This window comes from Streptomyces sp. WAC00040 (genome assembly GCF_056835925.1).
Genome location: NZ_JAKQZE010000001.1, coordinates 3,351,429 through 3,368,011 on the forward strand (window position 1 = coordinate 3,351,429; position 16,583 = coordinate 3,368,011).

At 70.7% G+C, this 16,583-nt stretch carries 17 protein-coding genes; 14 read left to right on the forward strand and 3 right to left on the reverse strand.

Features of this window, described 5'->3' with window-relative positions:
• Positions 1-79: 79 nt before the first annotated feature.
• From MDN94_RS15575 to MDN94_RS15600, 6 genes are all read left to right on the forward strand, one after another.
• Positions 80-1,084 carry an ABC transporter permease gene (locus tag MDN94_RS15575; RefSeq protein WP_482726397.1) on the forward strand — a complete coding sequence of 335 codons (1,005 nt, stop codon included), beginning with the start codon at positions 80-82 and terminating at the stop codon, positions 1,082-1,084.
• 10 nt (positions 1,085-1,094) lie between these two features.
• Positions 1,095-2,048 carry an ABC transporter permease gene (locus tag MDN94_RS15580; RefSeq protein WP_482727082.1) on the forward strand — a complete coding sequence of 318 codons (954 nt, stop codon included), beginning with the start codon at positions 1,095-1,097 and terminating at the stop codon, positions 2,046-2,048.
• A gap of 6 nt (positions 2,049-2,054) precedes the next feature.
• On the forward strand, positions 2,055-3,053 hold the full coding sequence (locus MDN94_RS15585) for an ABC transporter ATP-binding protein (RefSeq protein WP_482726398.1): 999 nt from the start codon (positions 2,055-2,057) through the stop codon (positions 3,051-3,053).
• Positions 3,050-4,441: an ABC transporter ATP-binding protein gene (locus MDN94_RS15590; RefSeq protein ID WP_482726399.1), complete on the forward strand. Its 1,392-nt coding sequence runs from the start codon at positions 3,050-3,052 to the stop codon at positions 4,439-4,441. Before MDN94_RS15585 ends, MDN94_RS15590 begins: the two co-directional genes overlap by 4 nt.
• Positions 4,442-4,487: 46 nt before the next feature.
• Positions 4,488-5,141: a trimeric intracellular cation channel family protein gene (locus tag MDN94_RS15595; protein WP_482726400.1), complete on the forward strand. Its 654-nt coding sequence runs from the start codon at positions 4,488-4,490 to the stop codon at positions 5,139-5,141.
• A 94-nt stretch (positions 5,142-5,235) separates the two neighbouring features.
• Complete coding sequence (locus MDN94_RS15600) at positions 5,236-6,087, forward strand: thioesterase family protein (protein ID WP_482726401.1); 852 nt, start codon at positions 5,236-5,238, stop codon at positions 6,085-6,087.
• A gap of 107 nt (positions 6,088-6,194) precedes the next feature.
• On the opposite strand, the gene MDN94_RS15605 is transcribed toward MDN94_RS15600, so the two are convergent.
• Positions 6,195-6,815 carry a TetR family transcriptional regulator gene (locus tag MDN94_RS15605; RefSeq protein WP_482726402.1) on the reverse strand — a complete coding sequence of 207 codons (621 nt, stop codon included), beginning with the start codon at positions 6,813-6,815 and terminating at the stop codon, positions 6,195-6,197.
• A gap of 106 nt (positions 6,816-6,921) precedes the next feature.
• Between MDN94_RS15605 and MDN94_RS15610 the strand changes: the two genes are divergently transcribed.
• The 3 genes from MDN94_RS15610 (at position 6,922) to MDN94_RS15620 (ending at position 8,789) form a co-directional block, all read left to right on the forward strand.
• Entirely contained in the window at positions 6,922-7,077 is a 156-nt protein-coding gene (locus tag MDN94_RS15610; RefSeq protein ID WP_167306813.1) for a hypothetical protein, read from the forward strand.
• Positions 7,078-7,121: 44 nt separating this feature from the next.
• Positions 7,122-7,493, forward strand: a complete 372-nt coding sequence (locus MDN94_RS15615; RefSeq protein ID WP_482726403.1) for a hypothetical protein — start codon at positions 7,122-7,124, stop codon at positions 7,491-7,493.
• Between the two features lie 132 nt (positions 7,494-7,625).
• Positions 7,626-8,789 (forward strand): cysteine desulfurase family protein, encoded by a 1,164-nt coding sequence (locus MDN94_RS15620; protein ID WP_482726404.1) that lies wholly within the window; start codon positions 7,626-7,628, stop codon positions 8,787-8,789.
• Between the two features lie 64 nt (positions 8,790-8,853).
• Here MDN94_RS15620 and MDN94_RS15625 read toward each other — a convergent pair whose 3' ends face one another.
• On the reverse strand, positions 8,854-9,555 hold the full coding sequence (locus tag MDN94_RS15625) for an N-acetylmuramoyl-L-alanine amidase (RefSeq protein ID WP_482726405.1): 702 nt from the start codon (positions 9,553-9,555) through the stop codon (positions 8,854-8,856).
• Positions 9,556-9,616: 61 nt separating this feature from the next.
• On the opposite strand from MDN94_RS15625, the gene mnmA reads away from it, so the two are divergent.
• Positions 9,617-10,744 carry a tRNA 2-thiouridine(34) synthase MnmA gene (mnmA, locus tag MDN94_RS15630; RefSeq protein ID WP_482726406.1) on the forward strand — a complete coding sequence of 376 codons (1,128 nt, stop codon included), beginning with the start codon at positions 9,617-9,619 and terminating at the stop codon, positions 10,742-10,744.
• A gap of 62 nt (positions 10,745-10,806) precedes the next feature.
• Here mnmA and MDN94_RS15635 read toward each other — a convergent pair whose 3' ends face one another.
• On the reverse strand, positions 10,807-11,613 hold the full coding sequence (locus tag MDN94_RS15635) for an alpha/beta fold hydrolase (RefSeq protein WP_482726407.1): 807 nt from the start codon (positions 11,611-11,613) through the stop codon (positions 10,807-10,809).
• A 395-nt stretch (positions 11,614-12,008) separates the two neighbouring features.
• Between MDN94_RS15635 and MDN94_RS15640 the strand changes: the two genes are divergently transcribed.
• The 4 genes from MDN94_RS15640 to ligA are packed head-to-tail and all read left to right on the forward strand — an operon-like array spanning position 12,009 to position 16,507.
• Entirely contained in the window at positions 12,009-12,548 is a 540-nt protein-coding gene (locus MDN94_RS15640; RefSeq protein WP_441266048.1) for an LOG family protein, read from the forward strand.
• 7 nt (positions 12,549-12,555) lie between these two features.
• Positions 12,556-13,254, forward strand: coding sequence for an SDR family oxidoreductase (locus tag MDN94_RS15645; RefSeq protein ID WP_482726408.1), 699 nt, complete (start codon positions 12,556-12,558; stop codon positions 13,252-13,254).
• 25 nt (positions 13,255-13,279) lie between these two features.
• Entirely contained in the window at positions 13,280-14,293 is a 1,014-nt protein-coding gene (locus MDN94_RS15650; RefSeq protein WP_482726409.1) for a methionine synthase, read from the forward strand.
• Positions 14,294-14,323: 30 nt separating this feature from the next.
• A complete protein-coding gene (ligA, locus tag MDN94_RS15655) occupies positions 14,324-16,507 on the forward strand; it encodes an NAD-dependent DNA ligase LigA (RefSeq protein ID WP_482726410.1) in 2,184 nt (727 codons plus the stop codon).
• The last annotated feature ends 76 nt before the right edge of the window (positions 16,508-16,583 follow it).

Sequence of the window (16,583 nt, forward strand, 5' to 3'; positions counted from 1 at the left end):
CCCAGCGGGTCCGCCCGGCCACAGATCCTCGGTGGCCGGGCGGACCCGCATCGACGCACGTAAGAAAGGGGCACGCGGGGTGCTGCGACTCGTCGTACGAAGACTGCTACAGCTCATACCCACCCTGCTCGGCCTGTCGGTTCTGCTCTTCCTCTGGCTGAACCGGCTGCCCGGCGGACCCGCCTCAGCGATCCTGGGCGAGCGGGCGACCGAAGCCGAAGTGGCGCGTATCAACCGGGCCCTCGGGCTCGACCAGCCCGTCTACGTCCAGTACTGGCGCTTCCTCAAGCGCATCTTCGAACTGGACCTCGGCACATCCACCCAGACCGGTCAGCCCGTGTGGGACGAGTTCGCGACACGGTTCCCGGCAACGGTGGAACTCAGCATCGTCGCGATCCTCATTGCCATCGTTGTCGGCATTCCGATGGGCTACCTGGCGGCCAAGCGCCGCGGCGGCTGGCTCGACGTCGGTGCGGTGTCCGGGTCGCTCATCGGCATCTGCATCCCGGTCTTCTTCCTCGCCCTGATCCTCAAGGGGATCTTCGCCGTCCAGCTGCAGATGTTCCCGAGCTACGGACGGCTCGACACCGGCATGGACGCCACCGACGTCACCGGTTTCGCCGTCCTCGACGGCCTGCTGACCGGCGAGCTGGACGCCAGCCTGGACGCGATCCACCATCTGATCCTGCCCGCCATCGCGCTGTCCTCGATCCCTCTCGCCGTCATCGTGCGCATGACCCGGGCCAGCGTGCTGGAGGTCCTCGGTGAGGACTACGTCCGCACGGCCGAGTCCAAGGGTCTCGACAAGCGGGTCGTCCGCGGCCGGCACGTGCTGCGCAACGCGCTGCTTCCCGTGGTCACCGCCGTCGGTCTGCTGACCGGAAGCCTGCTGTCCGGCGCGGTGCTGACCGAGTCGGTCTTCTCCTTCAACGGGATCGGCAACTTCATCCGCACCTCGATCGACGCCCGCGACTACCCGGTGCTCGTCGGGTTCATCCTCTTCATCGCGATGGTGTACGTCCTCATCAACCTCCTGGTCGACCTCGCGTACAGCCTTATCGACCCGAGAGTGCGGGTGCACTGACGTGACGACCATGACGAAGAAGGCCGACAAGATCGACCGGCTCGCGGAGCTGATGCAGACGTCGGAGGTCACGAGCGGCGCGAGCCTGTGGCGCGAGGCCATGCGGCGGCTCAAGGCCAGCAAGATGGCCATCATCGGCGCCGTCATCATCGCGCTGTTCGTGCTCCTCGCGATCGTCGGACCGTGGCTCGCTCCGCACAGCCCGTCCGCCCAGACATGGCGCGGCGAAGTCTTCGCCAACAGGGGCGAATTCGTCGGCGCGCGCGACGGGAACTGGTTCGGCCTGGATCACCTGGGCCGCGACATGTTCTCCCGGATCCTCGTCGGAGCCCGACAGACCCTGATGGTCGGCGTCGTGTCGATGCTGATCGGTCTGATCGTCGGCGCCCTCGTCGGCGTTCTCTCCGGTGCCGCGGCGACCCTCGGCGGCAGGGCCGGCGAGCGCGTCGACACGGTGATCATGCGCTTCACCGACATCATGCTCTCGCTGCCGTCGCTGCTGCTGGCGGTCTCCATCGCCGCGGTGATGGGGCAGTCGCTGACCACCGTGATGATCGCGGTCGGCGTCGTGCAGATCCCGATCTTCGCGCGACTGCTGCGCGGTTCGATGCTGGTGCAGGGCAGCAGCGACTACGTGCTCGCCGCCAAGGCGCTCGGCATCCGCAAGAAGCGGATCGTCCTCACCCAGATCCTGCCGAACTCGCTCAGCCCGGTGATCGTCCAGGCGACGCTGAGCCTCGCCACCGCGATCATCGAGGCCGCGGCCCTGTCCTACCTGGGCCTCGGCAACCCCGACCCGGCGATCCCGGAGTGGGGCGTCATGCTCGCCCAGGCTGAACGGTTCTTCGACAACGAGCCGATGATGGCGGCCTATCCCGCCATCGGCATCATCATCACCGCCCTCGGCTTCACCCTGCTCGGCGAGGCCATGCGCGAAGCCCTCGACCCGAAGCTGCGAGGCTGAAGTCCCATGGCACTGCTCTCAGTTGAAGAACTCAGCGTCACCTTCACCGCCAAGGGCCGCAAGGACTCCACGGCCGTCGACGGTGTCTCGTTCGACGTCGATCAGGGCCAGGTCGTGGGCCTCGTGGGCGAGTCGGGCTGCGGCAAGTCCGTGACCTCGCTCGCCCTGATGGGCCTGCTGCCCGGCAAGGGCGTGAAGGTCGGCGGGCGCGCGGAGTTCGACGGCCAGGACCTGCTGAGCCTGAGCCCGCGCAAGCTGCGGGACATGCGCGGCAGCCAGCTGGCGATGATCTTCCAGGACCCGCTGTCCTCGCTGAACCCGGTCGTCCCCATCGGTGTCCAGGTCACGGAGATCCTCGAGCGCCACCGCGGACTCAAGGGCGAGGCCGCCCGCAAGGAAGCGGCGAACCTGCTGGACCGGGTCGGCATCCCCGACCCGACCCGGCGGCTCAAGGAGTACCCGCACCAGCTGTCCGGCGGCATGCGCCAGCGCGCGCTCATCGCCATGGCCGTCGCGTGCGCTCCCCGGCTGCTCATCGCCGACGAGCCGACGACCGCGCTCGACGTGACCATCCAGGCGCAGATCCTGGAACTGCTCAAGGAACTGGTCGACCAGGAGGGCACCGCCCTGCTGATGATCACCCACGACCTGGGCGTCGTGGCCGGCCTCTGCGACCAGGTCAACGTGCTGTACGCGGGCCGGGCCGTCGAATCCGCGGGCCGCCGCGAGCTGTTCGCGCACCCCACCCACCCGTACGCGCACGGTCTGCTCGGGTCCATCCCCCGGCTGGACGCGCCGCGCGGCGAACCGCTCAGCCCCATCCGCGGATCCATCAACGACCGGATCGCCTGGGCGGACGGCTGCGCTTTCGCGCCGCGCTGCGACTACTACACGATGGAGTGCCTGACCGGCACACCCGAACTGACCGAACCACGCGCGGCCGGACACCAGGTGCGTTGCGTCAACCCGGTCCTTCCCAAGCCCAAGGCGGAGGTCTCGGCATGAGCCTGCTCGAACTCGACGATGTGAAGGTCCACTTCCCCGTCAGGAAGGGCCTCCTCTTCAACCGCACTGTCGGCCATGTCTATGCCGTCGACGGTGTGTCGCTGAAGGTCGAGGCCGGCCAGACGTACGGGCTGGTGGGCGAGTCGGGCTGTGGCAAGACGACGCTCGGCCGCGGTGTGCTGCGTCTCGTGGACATCACCGACGGTGAGGTCGTCTTCGACGGGACGGACCTGGCGAAGCTGCCGGAGGAGGAGATGCGCCGGTACCGCCGGCGTCTGCAGATGGTCTTCCAGGACCCGCTCGGCAGCCTCAACCCGCGTCAGAACATCGAGTCGATCCTCAGCGAGGGCATGGCCGCGCACGGGATCGGCAAGGACCAGGACGAGCGCAGGGAGAGGATCAAGGAGATCCTCGCCAAGGTCGGCCTGCCCGCCAACGCGCTCTCCCGCTACCCGCACGAGTTCTCCGGCGGTCAGCGCCAGCGCATCGGCATCGCCCGTGCGCTGGTCCTCGAGCCCGACGTGATCATCTGCGACGAGCCGGTCTCGGCGCTCGACGTGTCGGTGCAGGCGCAGGTGATCAACCTGCTGGAGGAGCTCCAGGAGTCGATGGGCCTGACGTACCTCGTCATCGCCCACGACCTGGCGGTCGTCCGGCACATCTCGGACGTCATCGGGGTCATGTACCTCGGCTCCCTCGTGGAGGAGGCGCCGAGCGACGCGCTGTACGCGGGGCCCAAGCACCCGTACACCAAGGCGCTCATGTCGGCGGTCCCGGTGCCCGACCCCGAGGTGGAGGACCGCCGCGAGCGGATCCTGCTCCAGGGCGACCTCCCCTCGCCGGCCAACCCGCCGGCCGGCTGCCGCTTCCACACCCGGTGCCCCTGGGCCCAGGACAGGTGCGCGGCCGAACGCCCGGTGCTGACGGACGTCGGTGACGGGCACAAGGTGGCGTGCCACTTCGCGGCGGAGATCGAGGCGGGGACGCTGGAGCTGACGCGCCCGACCGGCATCGAGGCGGTCACGGAGACCAAGGCCGTCGCGGCTGAGGGCCCCGACGCCGACAAGGTGGTGATCCCGGTGCAGTCGTCCGGGGACGCGTCGGCGGAGAAGGGGAAGGAGCAGGACTGCGCGGAGGCCGAGGAGCAGGCGAAGCCGGAGGAGCCGGTGAAGGCCGACGCCGAGATCGAGACTCCGGTCGCGACCGACGCTTCGGCGAAGAGCGACGCTCCTGTCGAGACCGACGGCGCGGAGGCCGATGCTCCGGCCAAGGCGGAGGACGCGCCTCCCGCGGGCGACGCCGACGCCGATGCCGGTACGGACGCCGCCGACGAGGTCGACGAATCGGAGTCGGACGCCTCCGGAGCGGAGTCGGCCAAGACCGGCTGACGGACTGCCGCACACCTTGGAGCACCGGGCGTTGTAGAACTGTCCGGTGCTCCAAGAACTGTTCACGCCCTCCGTCCAGCATGCTCTCGAAATCGTCGGCATCTTCGTCTTCGCGATCTCAGGGGCACTGCTCGCCGTCCGCAAGAACTTCGACGTGTTCGGCATGGCGGTCCTCGCCGAGGTCACGGCGCTGGGCGGCGGGCTGCTGCGCGACCTGATCATCGGGGCAGTACCGCCCGCGGCCTTCACCGATCTCGGGTACTTCGTCACGCCGCTGGTCGCGACGGCGCTGGTGTTCTTCCTGCACCCGCACGTGGAGCGGATCCAGGTCGCGGTCAACGTCTTCGACGCGGCCGGGCTGGGCCTCTTCTGCGTGACGGGCACGACCAAGGCGTACGAGTACGGTCTCGGACTCACCTCCTCCGCCACCCTCGGGCTCGCCACGGCCGTCGGCGGCGGTGTGCTGCGCGATGTGCTGGCCAACGAGGTGCCCTCGCTGCTGCGCTGGGACCGTGACCTGTACGCCGTGCCCGCGATGGTGGGTGCGGCGATGGTGGTGCTGTGCATCCGCTTCGATGCGCTGAATCCGTTCACGAGCGGGCTGGCCGTGGTGACGGCGTTCGTCCTGCGGCTGCTGGCGATGCGATTCCACTGGCGGGCGCCGCGTGCTTGGAACCGGCGTTCGGAGGCGAGGGAGTGAGGACCGGCTCCTGACCAGGAGCGGCCGGCCGCATGGCAGCGGTGTGACGCGCGCAAAGCTACCGCTTAGTAGTTGTCTGTTGTACCGTACCGCCATGGCAGAAGCAGCGACTCAGGCGACCGTCGGAAACAGTGAATTCGACCGGGACACGGCGATCACGCGGCGTGCGGACGGCGTCTACGACGTGGAACTCTCGGCGGGCTGGACGATCATCCACGCCGTCAACGGCGGCTATCTGCTGGCCCTCATGGGTCGGGCGCTCGGTGACGCGCTGCCGCACCCCGACCCCTTCTCCGTGTCGGCGCACTACCTCACGGCCTCCCAACCGGGGCCCGCGGTGATCCGCACCCAGGCGGTGCGCACCGGCCGCACGCTCTCCACCGGTCAGGCCTCCCTCTTCCAGTACGAGGAGGACGGCACTGAGGTCGAGCGGATCCGTGTGCTGGCCACCTACGGCGATCTGGACTCCCTGCCCGACGACGTCCGCACCGCCGCCGCGCCCCCGGCGATCCCGCCGCTCGAGCAGTGCCTCGGACCGGCCGACGGGCAGCCTTCGATACCCGGCAGCTCCGCGATCACCGAGCGGCTCGACATCAAGCTGGATCCGGCGACGGTCGGATGGGCGATCGGCGCGCCCTCCGGCAAGGGTGAGATGCGGGGCTGGTTCGGTCTCGCGGACGGCCGCGACGCGGACCCGCTGTCCCTGCTGCTGACGGTGGACGCGCTGCCGCCGACGTCGTTCGAGCTCGGGCTCTCCGGCTGGACCCCGACGGTCGAGCTGACCACCCACATCCGCTGCCGCCCGGCGCCCGGCCCGCTGCGGGTCTCGATCACGACGCGGAACCTGGCAGGCGGCTTCCTCGAGGAGGACGCGGACGTCTGGGACTCCGCGGACCGACTGGTGGCCCAGTCCCGTCAGCTGGCCAAGGCCCCTCGGGGCCAGTAGTTCCGCCTGCGGTTCTGCCGCATCGGCGCGCCCCGCCGTCAAGAACGTCTCCGGCTGCCTCCCGCCCCCTGTGGTGGGAGGCAGCCGGTGCGTTTCCGGCGGGCAGGTCAGGGCGCGTCCAGCCAGTGGCGGCGGCCGAGGCTGATGAGGCGCAACTGCCGTACGGCCAAGGCGCGGACCCTGTCCTCGCCGCCGGGGCCGGCCTCCAGGAACGACGAGGCCGTCATCACCATGTGGTCGACGTATACGCCGGCCAGCATCCGGAGGTCCTCCTCGCTCCAGCCGGCCGACTCCGGTTCGTCGGCGAACGCGGCCGCCACCTCCTCGGAGAAACGGTCGAGTTGCTCGCCTATCGCCGCGCGGACCGCCGCCACGCCGCCGTGCCGCTCGCGGGCGATGAAGCGGACGTGGGCGGGGAAGGTGCGGACGAGTCCGGCGACCAGCGCCACGGTCCGCTCGATGCGGGCCTCGTCGTGGGGCTCGCGCAGTGCCTCCCCGATCGTGAGGTGCAGGCTGCCGAGCGTCTCCTCGACCAGAGCCACCCCGAGGTCCGCCGTGTCGCGGAAGTGCCGGTAGAACGCGGTCGGCGCGACACCCACGGCCCGAGTGACCTCGCGCAGCCCGAGGCTGCTCAGACTCTGCTCCTCGAGCAGCTCCAGCGCGGCCTCGAGGAGGGCCTGTCGGGTCTTCTGCTTCTGGGCCTGGCGGATGCCGGCGGTGTGACTCATGACATCGAGTAAACAACCGTTCTCCGAAGAAGGGAAGAGTAGACTCACCAGTCAGTGAACACTCGTACTAACAACTGTTCACCTAGAAGTCGCCGAAAGGATGACGATGATCGCCCTGGTAGCAGCACTTCTTCTGCTCGGAATCATGCTGGGCGCCGTGGTCCAACTCCCCGCGTCCGTCTCGCTGGTGGCAGCCTCCGCCATCGGATGCTGGCTGCTCGTCTTCGCCGTGCGCGAGCGCGGCCGGGCCCGGCGCGACTGAACCGCCCGCACAGTCCTCGTACCGGAACCGGAAGGAGAGACGTCATGCAACTCGCCGAACTCGTACGTCCCCGGCCCCACGGCGGCGACCGCCGCCCGTCCGCGGCGGCCGGCGCCGAAGACACCCCCGAGGCGCCGACGGTCGCGAACGGCCCGGGGGACGGCCCCGCGGCGGAAGGCCGCAAGGACGCCGACGGCATGGCCGTCGCGGCCTTCGTGCTCGGCCTCGTCGGGCTGCTCGTGATGAACATCGTGCTCGGCCCCACCGCCGTCGTGCTCGCGGCGCTCGCCCTCCGGCGCGGCACCGTACGCCGCGGCCGCGCCTTCCTCGGCCTTGCCCTCGGCATCGCCGATCTCGTGGTGCTCGCCGTGCTCGTGACCGCCAATGGCACGGTCGTCTGGGGCTTCGGAGGCTGATCGCCGACGGTCCCGGCCGGGACAGAGCCGCTCCCGGCCCCCCACCCGTCCGGCCCGGGGCGCAGGCCCGGGGCCCGTGCGCCCCTGCGCCGCGTCCGCGCCCCCACTGAGCCTCGTAGAATCGAGGCCACCATGGCTTACCTCGACCACGCCGCGACCACTCCGATGCTGCCGGAGGCCGTCGAGGCGATGACCGCCCAGCTCTCCGTCACCGGCAACGCGTCCGCACTCCACGCAGCCGGGCGACGGGCCCGCCGTACCGTCGAGGAGGCCCGCGAGACGCTCGCGGAGGCACTCGGCGCCAGGCCGAGCGAAGTCGTCTTCACCTCGGGCGGTACCGAGGCGGACAACCTCGCGGTGAAGGGCCTGTACTGGGCACGCCGCGGCGCCGACCCCGCCCGCACCCGCATATTGGCCAGCCCGGTCGAACACCACGCCGTGCTCGATGCGGTGGACTGGCTCGGCGAACACGAGGGCGCGACCGTCGAGTACCTGCCCGTCGATCCGTACGGCAGAGTCCACCCCGAGGCGCTGCGGGAGGCCATCGGCCGGAACCCGGACGACGTTGCCTTCGCCACCGTCATGTGGGCCAACAACGAGATCGGAACCGTCATGCCGGTCGCCGAACTCGCGGCCGTGGCGAAGGAGTTCGGCGTACCGCTGCACGCCGACGCGGTCCAGGCCTTCGGGCAGCTGGATGTGGACTTCGCCGCGTCGGGGCTCGCGGCGATGACGGTCTCCGGGCACAAGATCGGCGGCCCGTACGGCATCGGCGCCCTGCTGCTCGGCCGCGAGTACAGCCCCGTCCCCGTCCTGCACGGCGGCGGCCAGGAACGCCACGTACGCTCCGGCACCCTCGACGCCCCGGCCATCGCCGCCTTCGCGGTGGCCGGCCGGCTGGCCACCGAACGCCGCGAGGACTTCGCCCGCGACATCGGCTCCCTGCGCGACGACCTCGTGCGCGCCGTGCGGACCGCCGTCCCCGACGCGATCCTCGGCGGCGACCCGGACGACCGGCTGCCCGCCAACGCGCACTTCACCTTCCCAGGCTGCGAGGGGGACTCGCTGCTCCTGCTGCTCGACGCCCAGGGCATCGAATGCTCCACCGGCTCCGCCTGCACCGCCGGTGTCGCGCAGCCCAGCCACGTCCTGCTCGCCACGGGCACGGACCCGGACCTCGCCCGCGGCACCCTGCGCTTCAGCCTCGGCCACACCTCGACGAAGGCCGACGTGGAAGCCGTCGCCCGGGCCATCGGTCCAGTGGTCGAGCGGGCGCGTACGGCGGGCCTGAGCTAGCGCGGCCCTGCTCGAAACCGGGGGACGGCGACGCCCGGGCGCCCCGCACCGGCGCCCGGGCGGCTCAGGCGCTGTTCTCTGTCGCCTCCGCCGCCCGCCGGGCCGCCGGCATCTCCGCCGCGACGAGCTTCATGTACTTCGGCCAGTCCCAGTGCGGCCCCGGGTCGGTGTGGTCCGTCCCCGGGACCTCGACGTGTCCTACGATGTGCTCCCGGTCCACCGGTATGCCGTGGCGCACGCAGATGTCCGCCGTCAGCTTCGCCGAGCCGCGGTACATCGCGTCGGTGAAGTCCTGTGGCCGGTCCACGAAGCCCTCGTGCTCTATGCCGATGCTGCGCTCGTTGTACGAGCGGTTCCCGGCGTGGTACGCGACGTCGAGCTCGCGGATCATCTGCGCCACATGGCCGTCCTTGCGCACCACGTAGTGGGTCGCCGCGCCGTGCAGAGGGTCCCTGAAGACCTTGAGCGCGGTCGGATAACTGCCCTGCACGACATGGATGACGACCCGGTCGATCTCGAAGTCGTCGGGGCGGTCGGCCAGCCGCCAGTTCGCCGCGTTGGCCGCGACCCACTGCGCGCCCGCGTGGTCGATCTCGCCCTCCTTGCGCGGCGTGCGCACCCACGGCATGCCCCGCCACAGCCGGCGCAGCTCCTCCTCCGCGAGGACGCCCCCTCCGATGACCGCCGCCCCGCCGCCGATCAGCACGGCCCGCCGGCTCACGCCGCGCTTCCTGCCGTCCCCGCCCTGCTTGTTGTCGCTGCCCATGACGGTCACAACGCATACTCGCGAGCTTTCGGTTCCCCGGCACCCGTACCCTGGTAGCGCTATGACTCAGACTTCCCAGCGTCCCCTCCGTGTCCTCGCCGCCATGTCCGGCGGCGTGGACTCCGCCGTCGCCGCCGCCCGCGCGGCAGAGGCCGGTCACGACGTGACCGGTGTGCACCTGGCGCTCTCCGCGAACCCGCAGTCCTTCCGCACGGGTGCCCGTGGCTGCTGCACCATCGAGGACTCGCGCGACGCCCGCCGTGCCGCGGACGTCATCGGCATCCCCTTCTACGTGTGGGACCTGGCAGAACGCTTCCGCGAGGACGTCGTCGAGGACTTCATCGCCGAGTACGAGGCGGGACGCACGCCCAATCCGTGCCTGCGCTGCAACGAGAAGATCAAGTTCGCCGCGCTGCTCGACAAGGCCCTCGCGCTGGGCTTCGACGCGGTGTGCACCGGCCACTACGCCACCGTGGTCCTGAAGGACGACGGAAGCCGCGAGCTGCACCGCGCCAGCGACATGGCCAAGGACCAGTCGTACGTGCTCGGCGTCCTCGACGAGAGGCAGCTCGCGCACGCGATGTTCCCGCTCGGCGACACGCTGACCACCAAGGACGAGATCCGGGCGGAGGCCGAGCGGCGCGGGCTCGCGGTCGCGAAGAAGCCCGACAGCCACGACATCTGCTTCATCGCCGACGGTGACACCCAGGGCTTCCTGGCGGACCGCCTCGGTACCGCGGAGGGTGACATCGTCGACGAGTCGGGCACGAAGCTCGGCAGCCACGACGGCGCCTTCGGGTTCACCATCGGGCAGCGCAAGGGCCTGCGCATCGGCCATCCCGCGCCGGACGGCAAGCCGCGCTACGTCCTGGACATCTCCCCGGTGAACAACACGGTGACCGTCGGCCCGGTCGAGGCCCTCGATGTCACGGCCCTGACCGCGATCAAGCCCCGCTGGTGCGGCGCGGCCCCGGAGGGCCCCGGCACGTACACCGCCCAGCTGCGCGCCCACGGCGGGGAGACGGAGGTGACGGCAGAACTGGTCGACGGCTCCGAGCTGCGGGTCACCTTCACCGAGCCGGTCCGCGGCGTGGCCCCCGGCCAGGCGGTCGTCCTCTACGACGGCACGCGGGTGGTCGGTTCGGCGACGATCGCGACGACGACCCGGCGGGCGACGGCGGTCGCCTAGGAAGCCCCGTCCGGATCCGGACGGGTCCGACCGGATCCGGACAAGGTCCGGCAGGGGATGCGCTAGGCCACCTGCTCCTTGAGGAACGCCAGCAGTGCCGCGTTGAACCGTGCGGGCTGCTCGGCCCCCGGAAGGTGCCCTGCGCTCTCGATCACCGTGAGCGTGGCGTGCGGGACCAGAGCACGCATCGCCTCCGCGTCGGAGACCGGGGTGTACGCGTCGTCCGTCCCGACGATGATCAGCACCGGCGTCTGTACCGCGGCCAGCGTGTCGCGATAGTCGGGCCGTTCCGCGCGGCCGCGCAGCGCCGCAGCCGCGCCCTCGGGAGCGGTCGCACGCATCATCGTCAGCACCTGCGCCGCGACGTCCGGCATCGCCGTGACGTTGTACGCCGCCAGCATCTTGTCGATCACTTCGTCCGCGTACCCGTCCATGCCTTCGGAGAGCAGCCGGTCGGCGAGGCTGTTGCGGAAGGCCTTGCCCTCCTCCGTCTCCGCGACCGGGGACGTGTCCGACAGGACGAGTGCCCGCACGCGCGGCGCGTACGAACGCTGGAACTCCATCGCGATCTGGCCGCCCATGGAGACCCCGCCGACCACCACGCGCTCGAGACCGAGATGGTCGAGGAGGCCCGCGATGTCGTCGGCGAAGTCGGAGAGCAGGGTCTTGCCGGGGATCACTTCGCTCTCGCCGTAACCGCGCAGGTCGGGGGCGATCACCCGGTACCCGGCCGCGGTCAGGGACTCGGCCTGGGGCGCCCAGAGGGACCGGTTGAAAGGGTGCCCGTGGACGAGGACGACAGGCACGCCGTCGGCAGGGCCCTGGTCGCTGTAGTGGATCGCTGCACCGTTGACGGTCACTCGGCTCATACCAGGCACCCTACAAGTGTGGTCAGGGACATGATCGGCGCCAACGGGCCGTGGTGAGGCGGCACTTCCGGCCACGCCCATCCATGGGCCGGCGCGTCGGCTCCCGCGCGGGGCGTCATTCGCTGAAGAGCCGGACCAGCGCCGGCGCCACTTCGTGCGTCTGGCCCGTCAAGCAGCAGTGGCGGCCTCGGGTCGGCGAGCGCCTCACCCCGCCGCCCCGAGGCGAGGAGGGCCGTCGTCCGGCCGACGCGCTCGGTGTTGCCCTGTGCGGCCGCCGGGCAGGTCTCGAACGGCGCTTCCCGGACGAGGAGTTGCGCTGTCGGCAACCGGGCCGCCGCAGCGCGCAACGCCGGCGCCGCGTCCGGGATGTCGGTGCCCCCCTTTACGGTGGCCGCATGAACATCTGCGTCTTCCTCTCCGCCGCCGATCTCGACGAGCGCTACACCCGCCCCGCCCGCGAGTTCGCCGAGCTCATCGGCAAGGGCGGGCACACGCTGGTGTGGGGCGGTTCGGAGAGCGGGCTGATGAAGGTCGTTGCGGACGGCGTGCAGGAGTCCGGCGGGCGGCTGGTCGGCGTCTCCGTCGAGTTCCTTCAGGCCAAGGCGCGGGCGAATGCCGACGAGATGGTGATCGCCAAGGACCTCGCGGAGCGCAAGGCGCTGCTGCTCGCCAGGTCCGACGCGGTCGTGATCATGGTCGGTGGCACCGGGACGCTCGACGAGGCGACCGAGATCCTGGAGCTGAAGAAGCACGGCCATCACGCCAAGCCGGTCGTCCTGCTCAACGCCGCTGGGTTCTACGACGGCCTCAAGCAGCAGTTCCAGCGGATGGAGGACGAGGGCTTCCTGCCCCTGCCGCTCACCGACCTCGTGTTCTTCGCCGAGGACGGCGCCGGCGCCATGGCGTACCTCGAGGAGTCCGCCGGCATCCAGTAGTGCGAGCATGGCGGGCATGACCACCCATCTGATCACCGGCGCAGGATCCGGCATCGGCGCGGCCGTCGCCCGTCGTCTGCACGAGCGGGGCGACGATGTCGTCCTCGTCGCGCGCGACGCGGGCCGGGCCAAGGCATTCGAGGCGCGCTACCCGGGAGCCGGCACGCTCGTCGCCGATCTCGCGGACCCCGACAGGATCTCCTGGGCCCTCGGGCACCAGTCCATGCCCGAGAGCGTCGACTCGCTGCTGCACATCGCGGGCATCGTCGACCTCGGACCGGTGGGCGACCTGCGTCCGAAGACCTGGCACCAGCAGCTCAACGTGAACCTGATCGCGCCCGCCGAGCTGACCCGGCTGTTCCTTCCCCAACTGCGGGCCGCGCAGGGCCATGTGGTCTTCGTCAACTCCGGCGCCGGCCTCGCCGCCCACGCCGAGTGGGCCGCGTACGCCGCCTCCAAGCACGGCCTGAAGGCCCTTGCCGACTCCCTGCGCCACGAGGAGCACGCCGCCGGAGTGCGGGTCACCTCCGTCTACCCGGGGCGCACCGCGAGCCCCATGCAGGCCAAGGTGCACTCGCAGGAGGGCAAGGAGTACGACCCCGCCCGCTGGATCGACCCCGAGTCGGTCGCCACGGCGATCCTGACCGCGCTGGACCTGCCGCGCGACGCGGAGATCAACGATCTGACGGTGCGGCCGGGGCGCTGAGCGCGGGGGCACGTACGCTGCCGGGGTGAGCGAGAAGAACGAGTTCCGATGGGGCCCCGCCACCGGCGTGGGCTCCCTGCCCGGCGGTGACGCACGCGCGGCGGCGAGGACGGTCACCGGGTCCTTCGAGGAGTTTGTCCACCTGGCGGAACTGCCCGCCCGGGGGCCGGGCGCCGACATGATCGGCCGGACCGTCGGCCTTCTCGTCGAGATGTACGCCCATGTGGAGCCGAGCGGCTGGCGGATCAGCGACCGGCCCGGTCGCGACACCCGCAGGGCCCGCTCCTGGATGGGCGAGGACCTCGACGCGCTCGAGGAGTTCACCCAGGGCTACGAGGGCCCGCTGAAGGTACAGGCCGTAGGCCCGTGGACGCTCGCAGCCGCCCTCGAACGGCGCGGCGGCGAGGCCGCGCTCGGCGACCCCGGCGCGTGCCGGGACCTCGCCGCCTCCCTCGCCGAGGGACTGCGTAACCATCTCGCCGAGGTGCGCCGCCGGGTCCCCGGAGCCCGTGTCGTGCTCCAGCTCGACGAGCCGTCGCTCACGGCCGTACTGCGCGGCCATGTCAGGACCGCCAGCGGCTACCGCACGTACCGTGCCGTCGACCGCCAGGTCGTCGAGAGCACCCTGCGAGAGGTCATGGCCGCCGCGGAGGGACCGGTGGTCGTGCACTCCTGCGCACCGGACGTGCCGTTCGCGCTGCTGCGCCGCGCCGGCGCGCAGGGAATCTCGTTCGATTTCGGACTGCTTACGGAAAGTGACGAGGAGTCCATCGGTGAGGCGGTGGAAGGCGGCACGAAACTCTTCGCGGGCATCGTCCCCTCCACGGACACCGCGTCGGCCGGATTGTCGGTGGGCGCCGATATCGTCAAGGGCGTACGGACACTGTGGCGCAGGCTGGGGCTGAATCCGGGGACTCTCGCCGAGTCGATCGTGATCACTCCGACGTGCGGGCTCGCGGGCGCCTCGCCCGCGTACGCCCGCGCGGCGCTCGCCCACTGCGTCCGTGCCGCGAGATCCCTCGCGGACAACCCTGAGTAACGGGTGCACGGACAACGGGAGGACGAAACGGTGGCCGGCGAACAGCAGACGAACCTGCCCGCCCAGGCACGGGAGGAGCACGCGCTCCTTTCCGAGCAGATCGAGGAGCACCGCTTCCGATACTACGTGAAGGACAGCCCCGTCATCAGCGACGCCGAGTTCGACAAGCTCCTCCGGGAGCTCGAAGGGCTCGAGGAGCGCTATCCGGAGCTGCGCACGCCCGACTCCCCGACCCAGAAGGTCGCGGGGGACTACGAGACCGAGCTGACCAAGGTCGAGCACCGCGAGCGGATGCTCTCCCTGGACAACGCCTTCGACGACGCGGAGCTCGCCGCCTGGGCCGAGCGCGTCGCACGTGACGTCGGCGCCCCCGGCTACCACTTCCTGTGCGAGCTGAAGGTCGACGGCCTCGCGGTCAACCTCACCTACGAGAAGGGCCGGCTGACCCGTGCGGCGACCCGCGGCGACGGGCGCGTGGGCGAGGACATCACTCCGAACGTCCGGACCATCGCCGGAATCCCGAAGCGGCTCAAGGGCGACCGCATCCCCGACCTCGTGGAGATCCGCGGCGAGGTCTACTTCCCGATGGAGCAGTTCCAGGAGCTCAACGCCCGCCGTGTGGCAGCCGGAGAGCAGCCCTACGCCAACCCGCGGAACTCGGCCTCCGGTTCACTGCGCCAGAAGGACCCCAAGGTCACCGCCACGCTGCCGCTGCGCATGGTGGTGCACGGCATCGGCGCCCGCGAGGGCCTGACGATCGACCGGCTCTCCCAGGCGTACGACCTGCTCCGTGAGTGGGGCCTGCCCACCGCCCGTCACAACAAGGTGGTCGGCTCGCTCGAGGAGGTGCGGGAGTTCATCGCCTACTTCGGGGAGCACCGCCACTCCGTCGAGCACGAGATCGACGGGGTCGTGGTCAAGCTCGACGAGATCCCGCTGCAGGGCCGTCTGGGGTCGACCGCGCGTGCGCCGCGCTGGGCGATCGCCTGGAAATACGCGCCGGAAGAGGTCAACACCAAGCTGGTCAACATCCGCGTCGGAGTCGGCCGCACCGGCCGCGTCACCCCGTACGCACAGGTCGAGCCGGTGACGGTGGCGGGCTCCGAGGTCGAGTTCGCGACCCTGCACAACCAGGACGTGGTCAAGGCCAAGGGCGTCCTCATCGGCGACACGGTGGTGTTGCGCAAGGCCGGTGACGTCATCCCCGAGATCCTCGGCCCCGTGGCGGATCTGCGGGACGGCAGCGAGCGGGAGTTCGTGATGCCGGCCGAGTGTCCCGAGTGCGGCACCGCCCTGCGGCCCATGAAGGAGGGCGACGTCGATCTGCGCTGCCCCAACGCCCGCTCGTGTCCGGCCCAGTTGCGGGAGCGGCTCTTCTACCTGGCGGGGCGCAGGGCTCTCGACATCGAGCACTTCGGTTACGTCGCGGCCGCGGCGCTCACCCAGCCGCTGGAGCCCGCGGAGCCGCCGCTGGCCGACGAGGGCGACCTGTTCGACCTCACCATGGACAAGCTGCTGCCCATCAAGGCGTACGTCCTCGACCAGGACAGCGGCCTTCCCAAGCGTGACCAGAAGACCGGCGAGGACAAGATCGCGACGGTGTTCGCCAACCAGAAGGGCGAGCCGCGCAGGAATGCCGTGGCGATGCTGGAGAACATCGCGGCGGCCAAGGAGCGCCCGCTGGCCCGGATCATCACGGGGCTGTCGATCCGTCATGTGGGCCCGGTGGCCGCCGAGGCGCTCGCCCGTGAGTTCCGGTCCATCGACCGTATCGAGCAGGCTACGCAGGAGGAGCTCGCGGCCGTCGACGGCGTCGGCCCGACCATCGCTGCCGCGCTCAAGCAGTGGTTCGAGGAGGACTGGCACCGCGAGATCCTGCGCAAGTGGCGTGCGGCGGGCGTGCGGATGGAGGAGCACGGCTCGGGGGAGGACGCGGGGCCGCGTCCGCTCGAGGGGCTGACGGTCGTCGTCACCGGAACGCTGGATAACCACACCAGGGATGGCGCAAAAGAAGCGCTCCAGAGCCTCGGAGCGAAAGTGGCCGGTTCCGTATCGAAGAAGACGAGCTTCGTGGTGGTCGGTGACAATCCCGGCTCCAAGTACGACAAGGCCGTGCAGTTGAAGGTGCCGGTTCTGGACGAGTCGGGCTTCGCGGTCCTTCTCGAAGAGGGACCGGAGGCGGCTCGTGAGGCTGCTGTGACCGAGGAGGCGTGACAAAAGGGGCTCGGACGGGCGCTCGACGGGGGCGCATGAGGCGCACCGGCGCGGCACGAGGGGCAGGATCCGGACG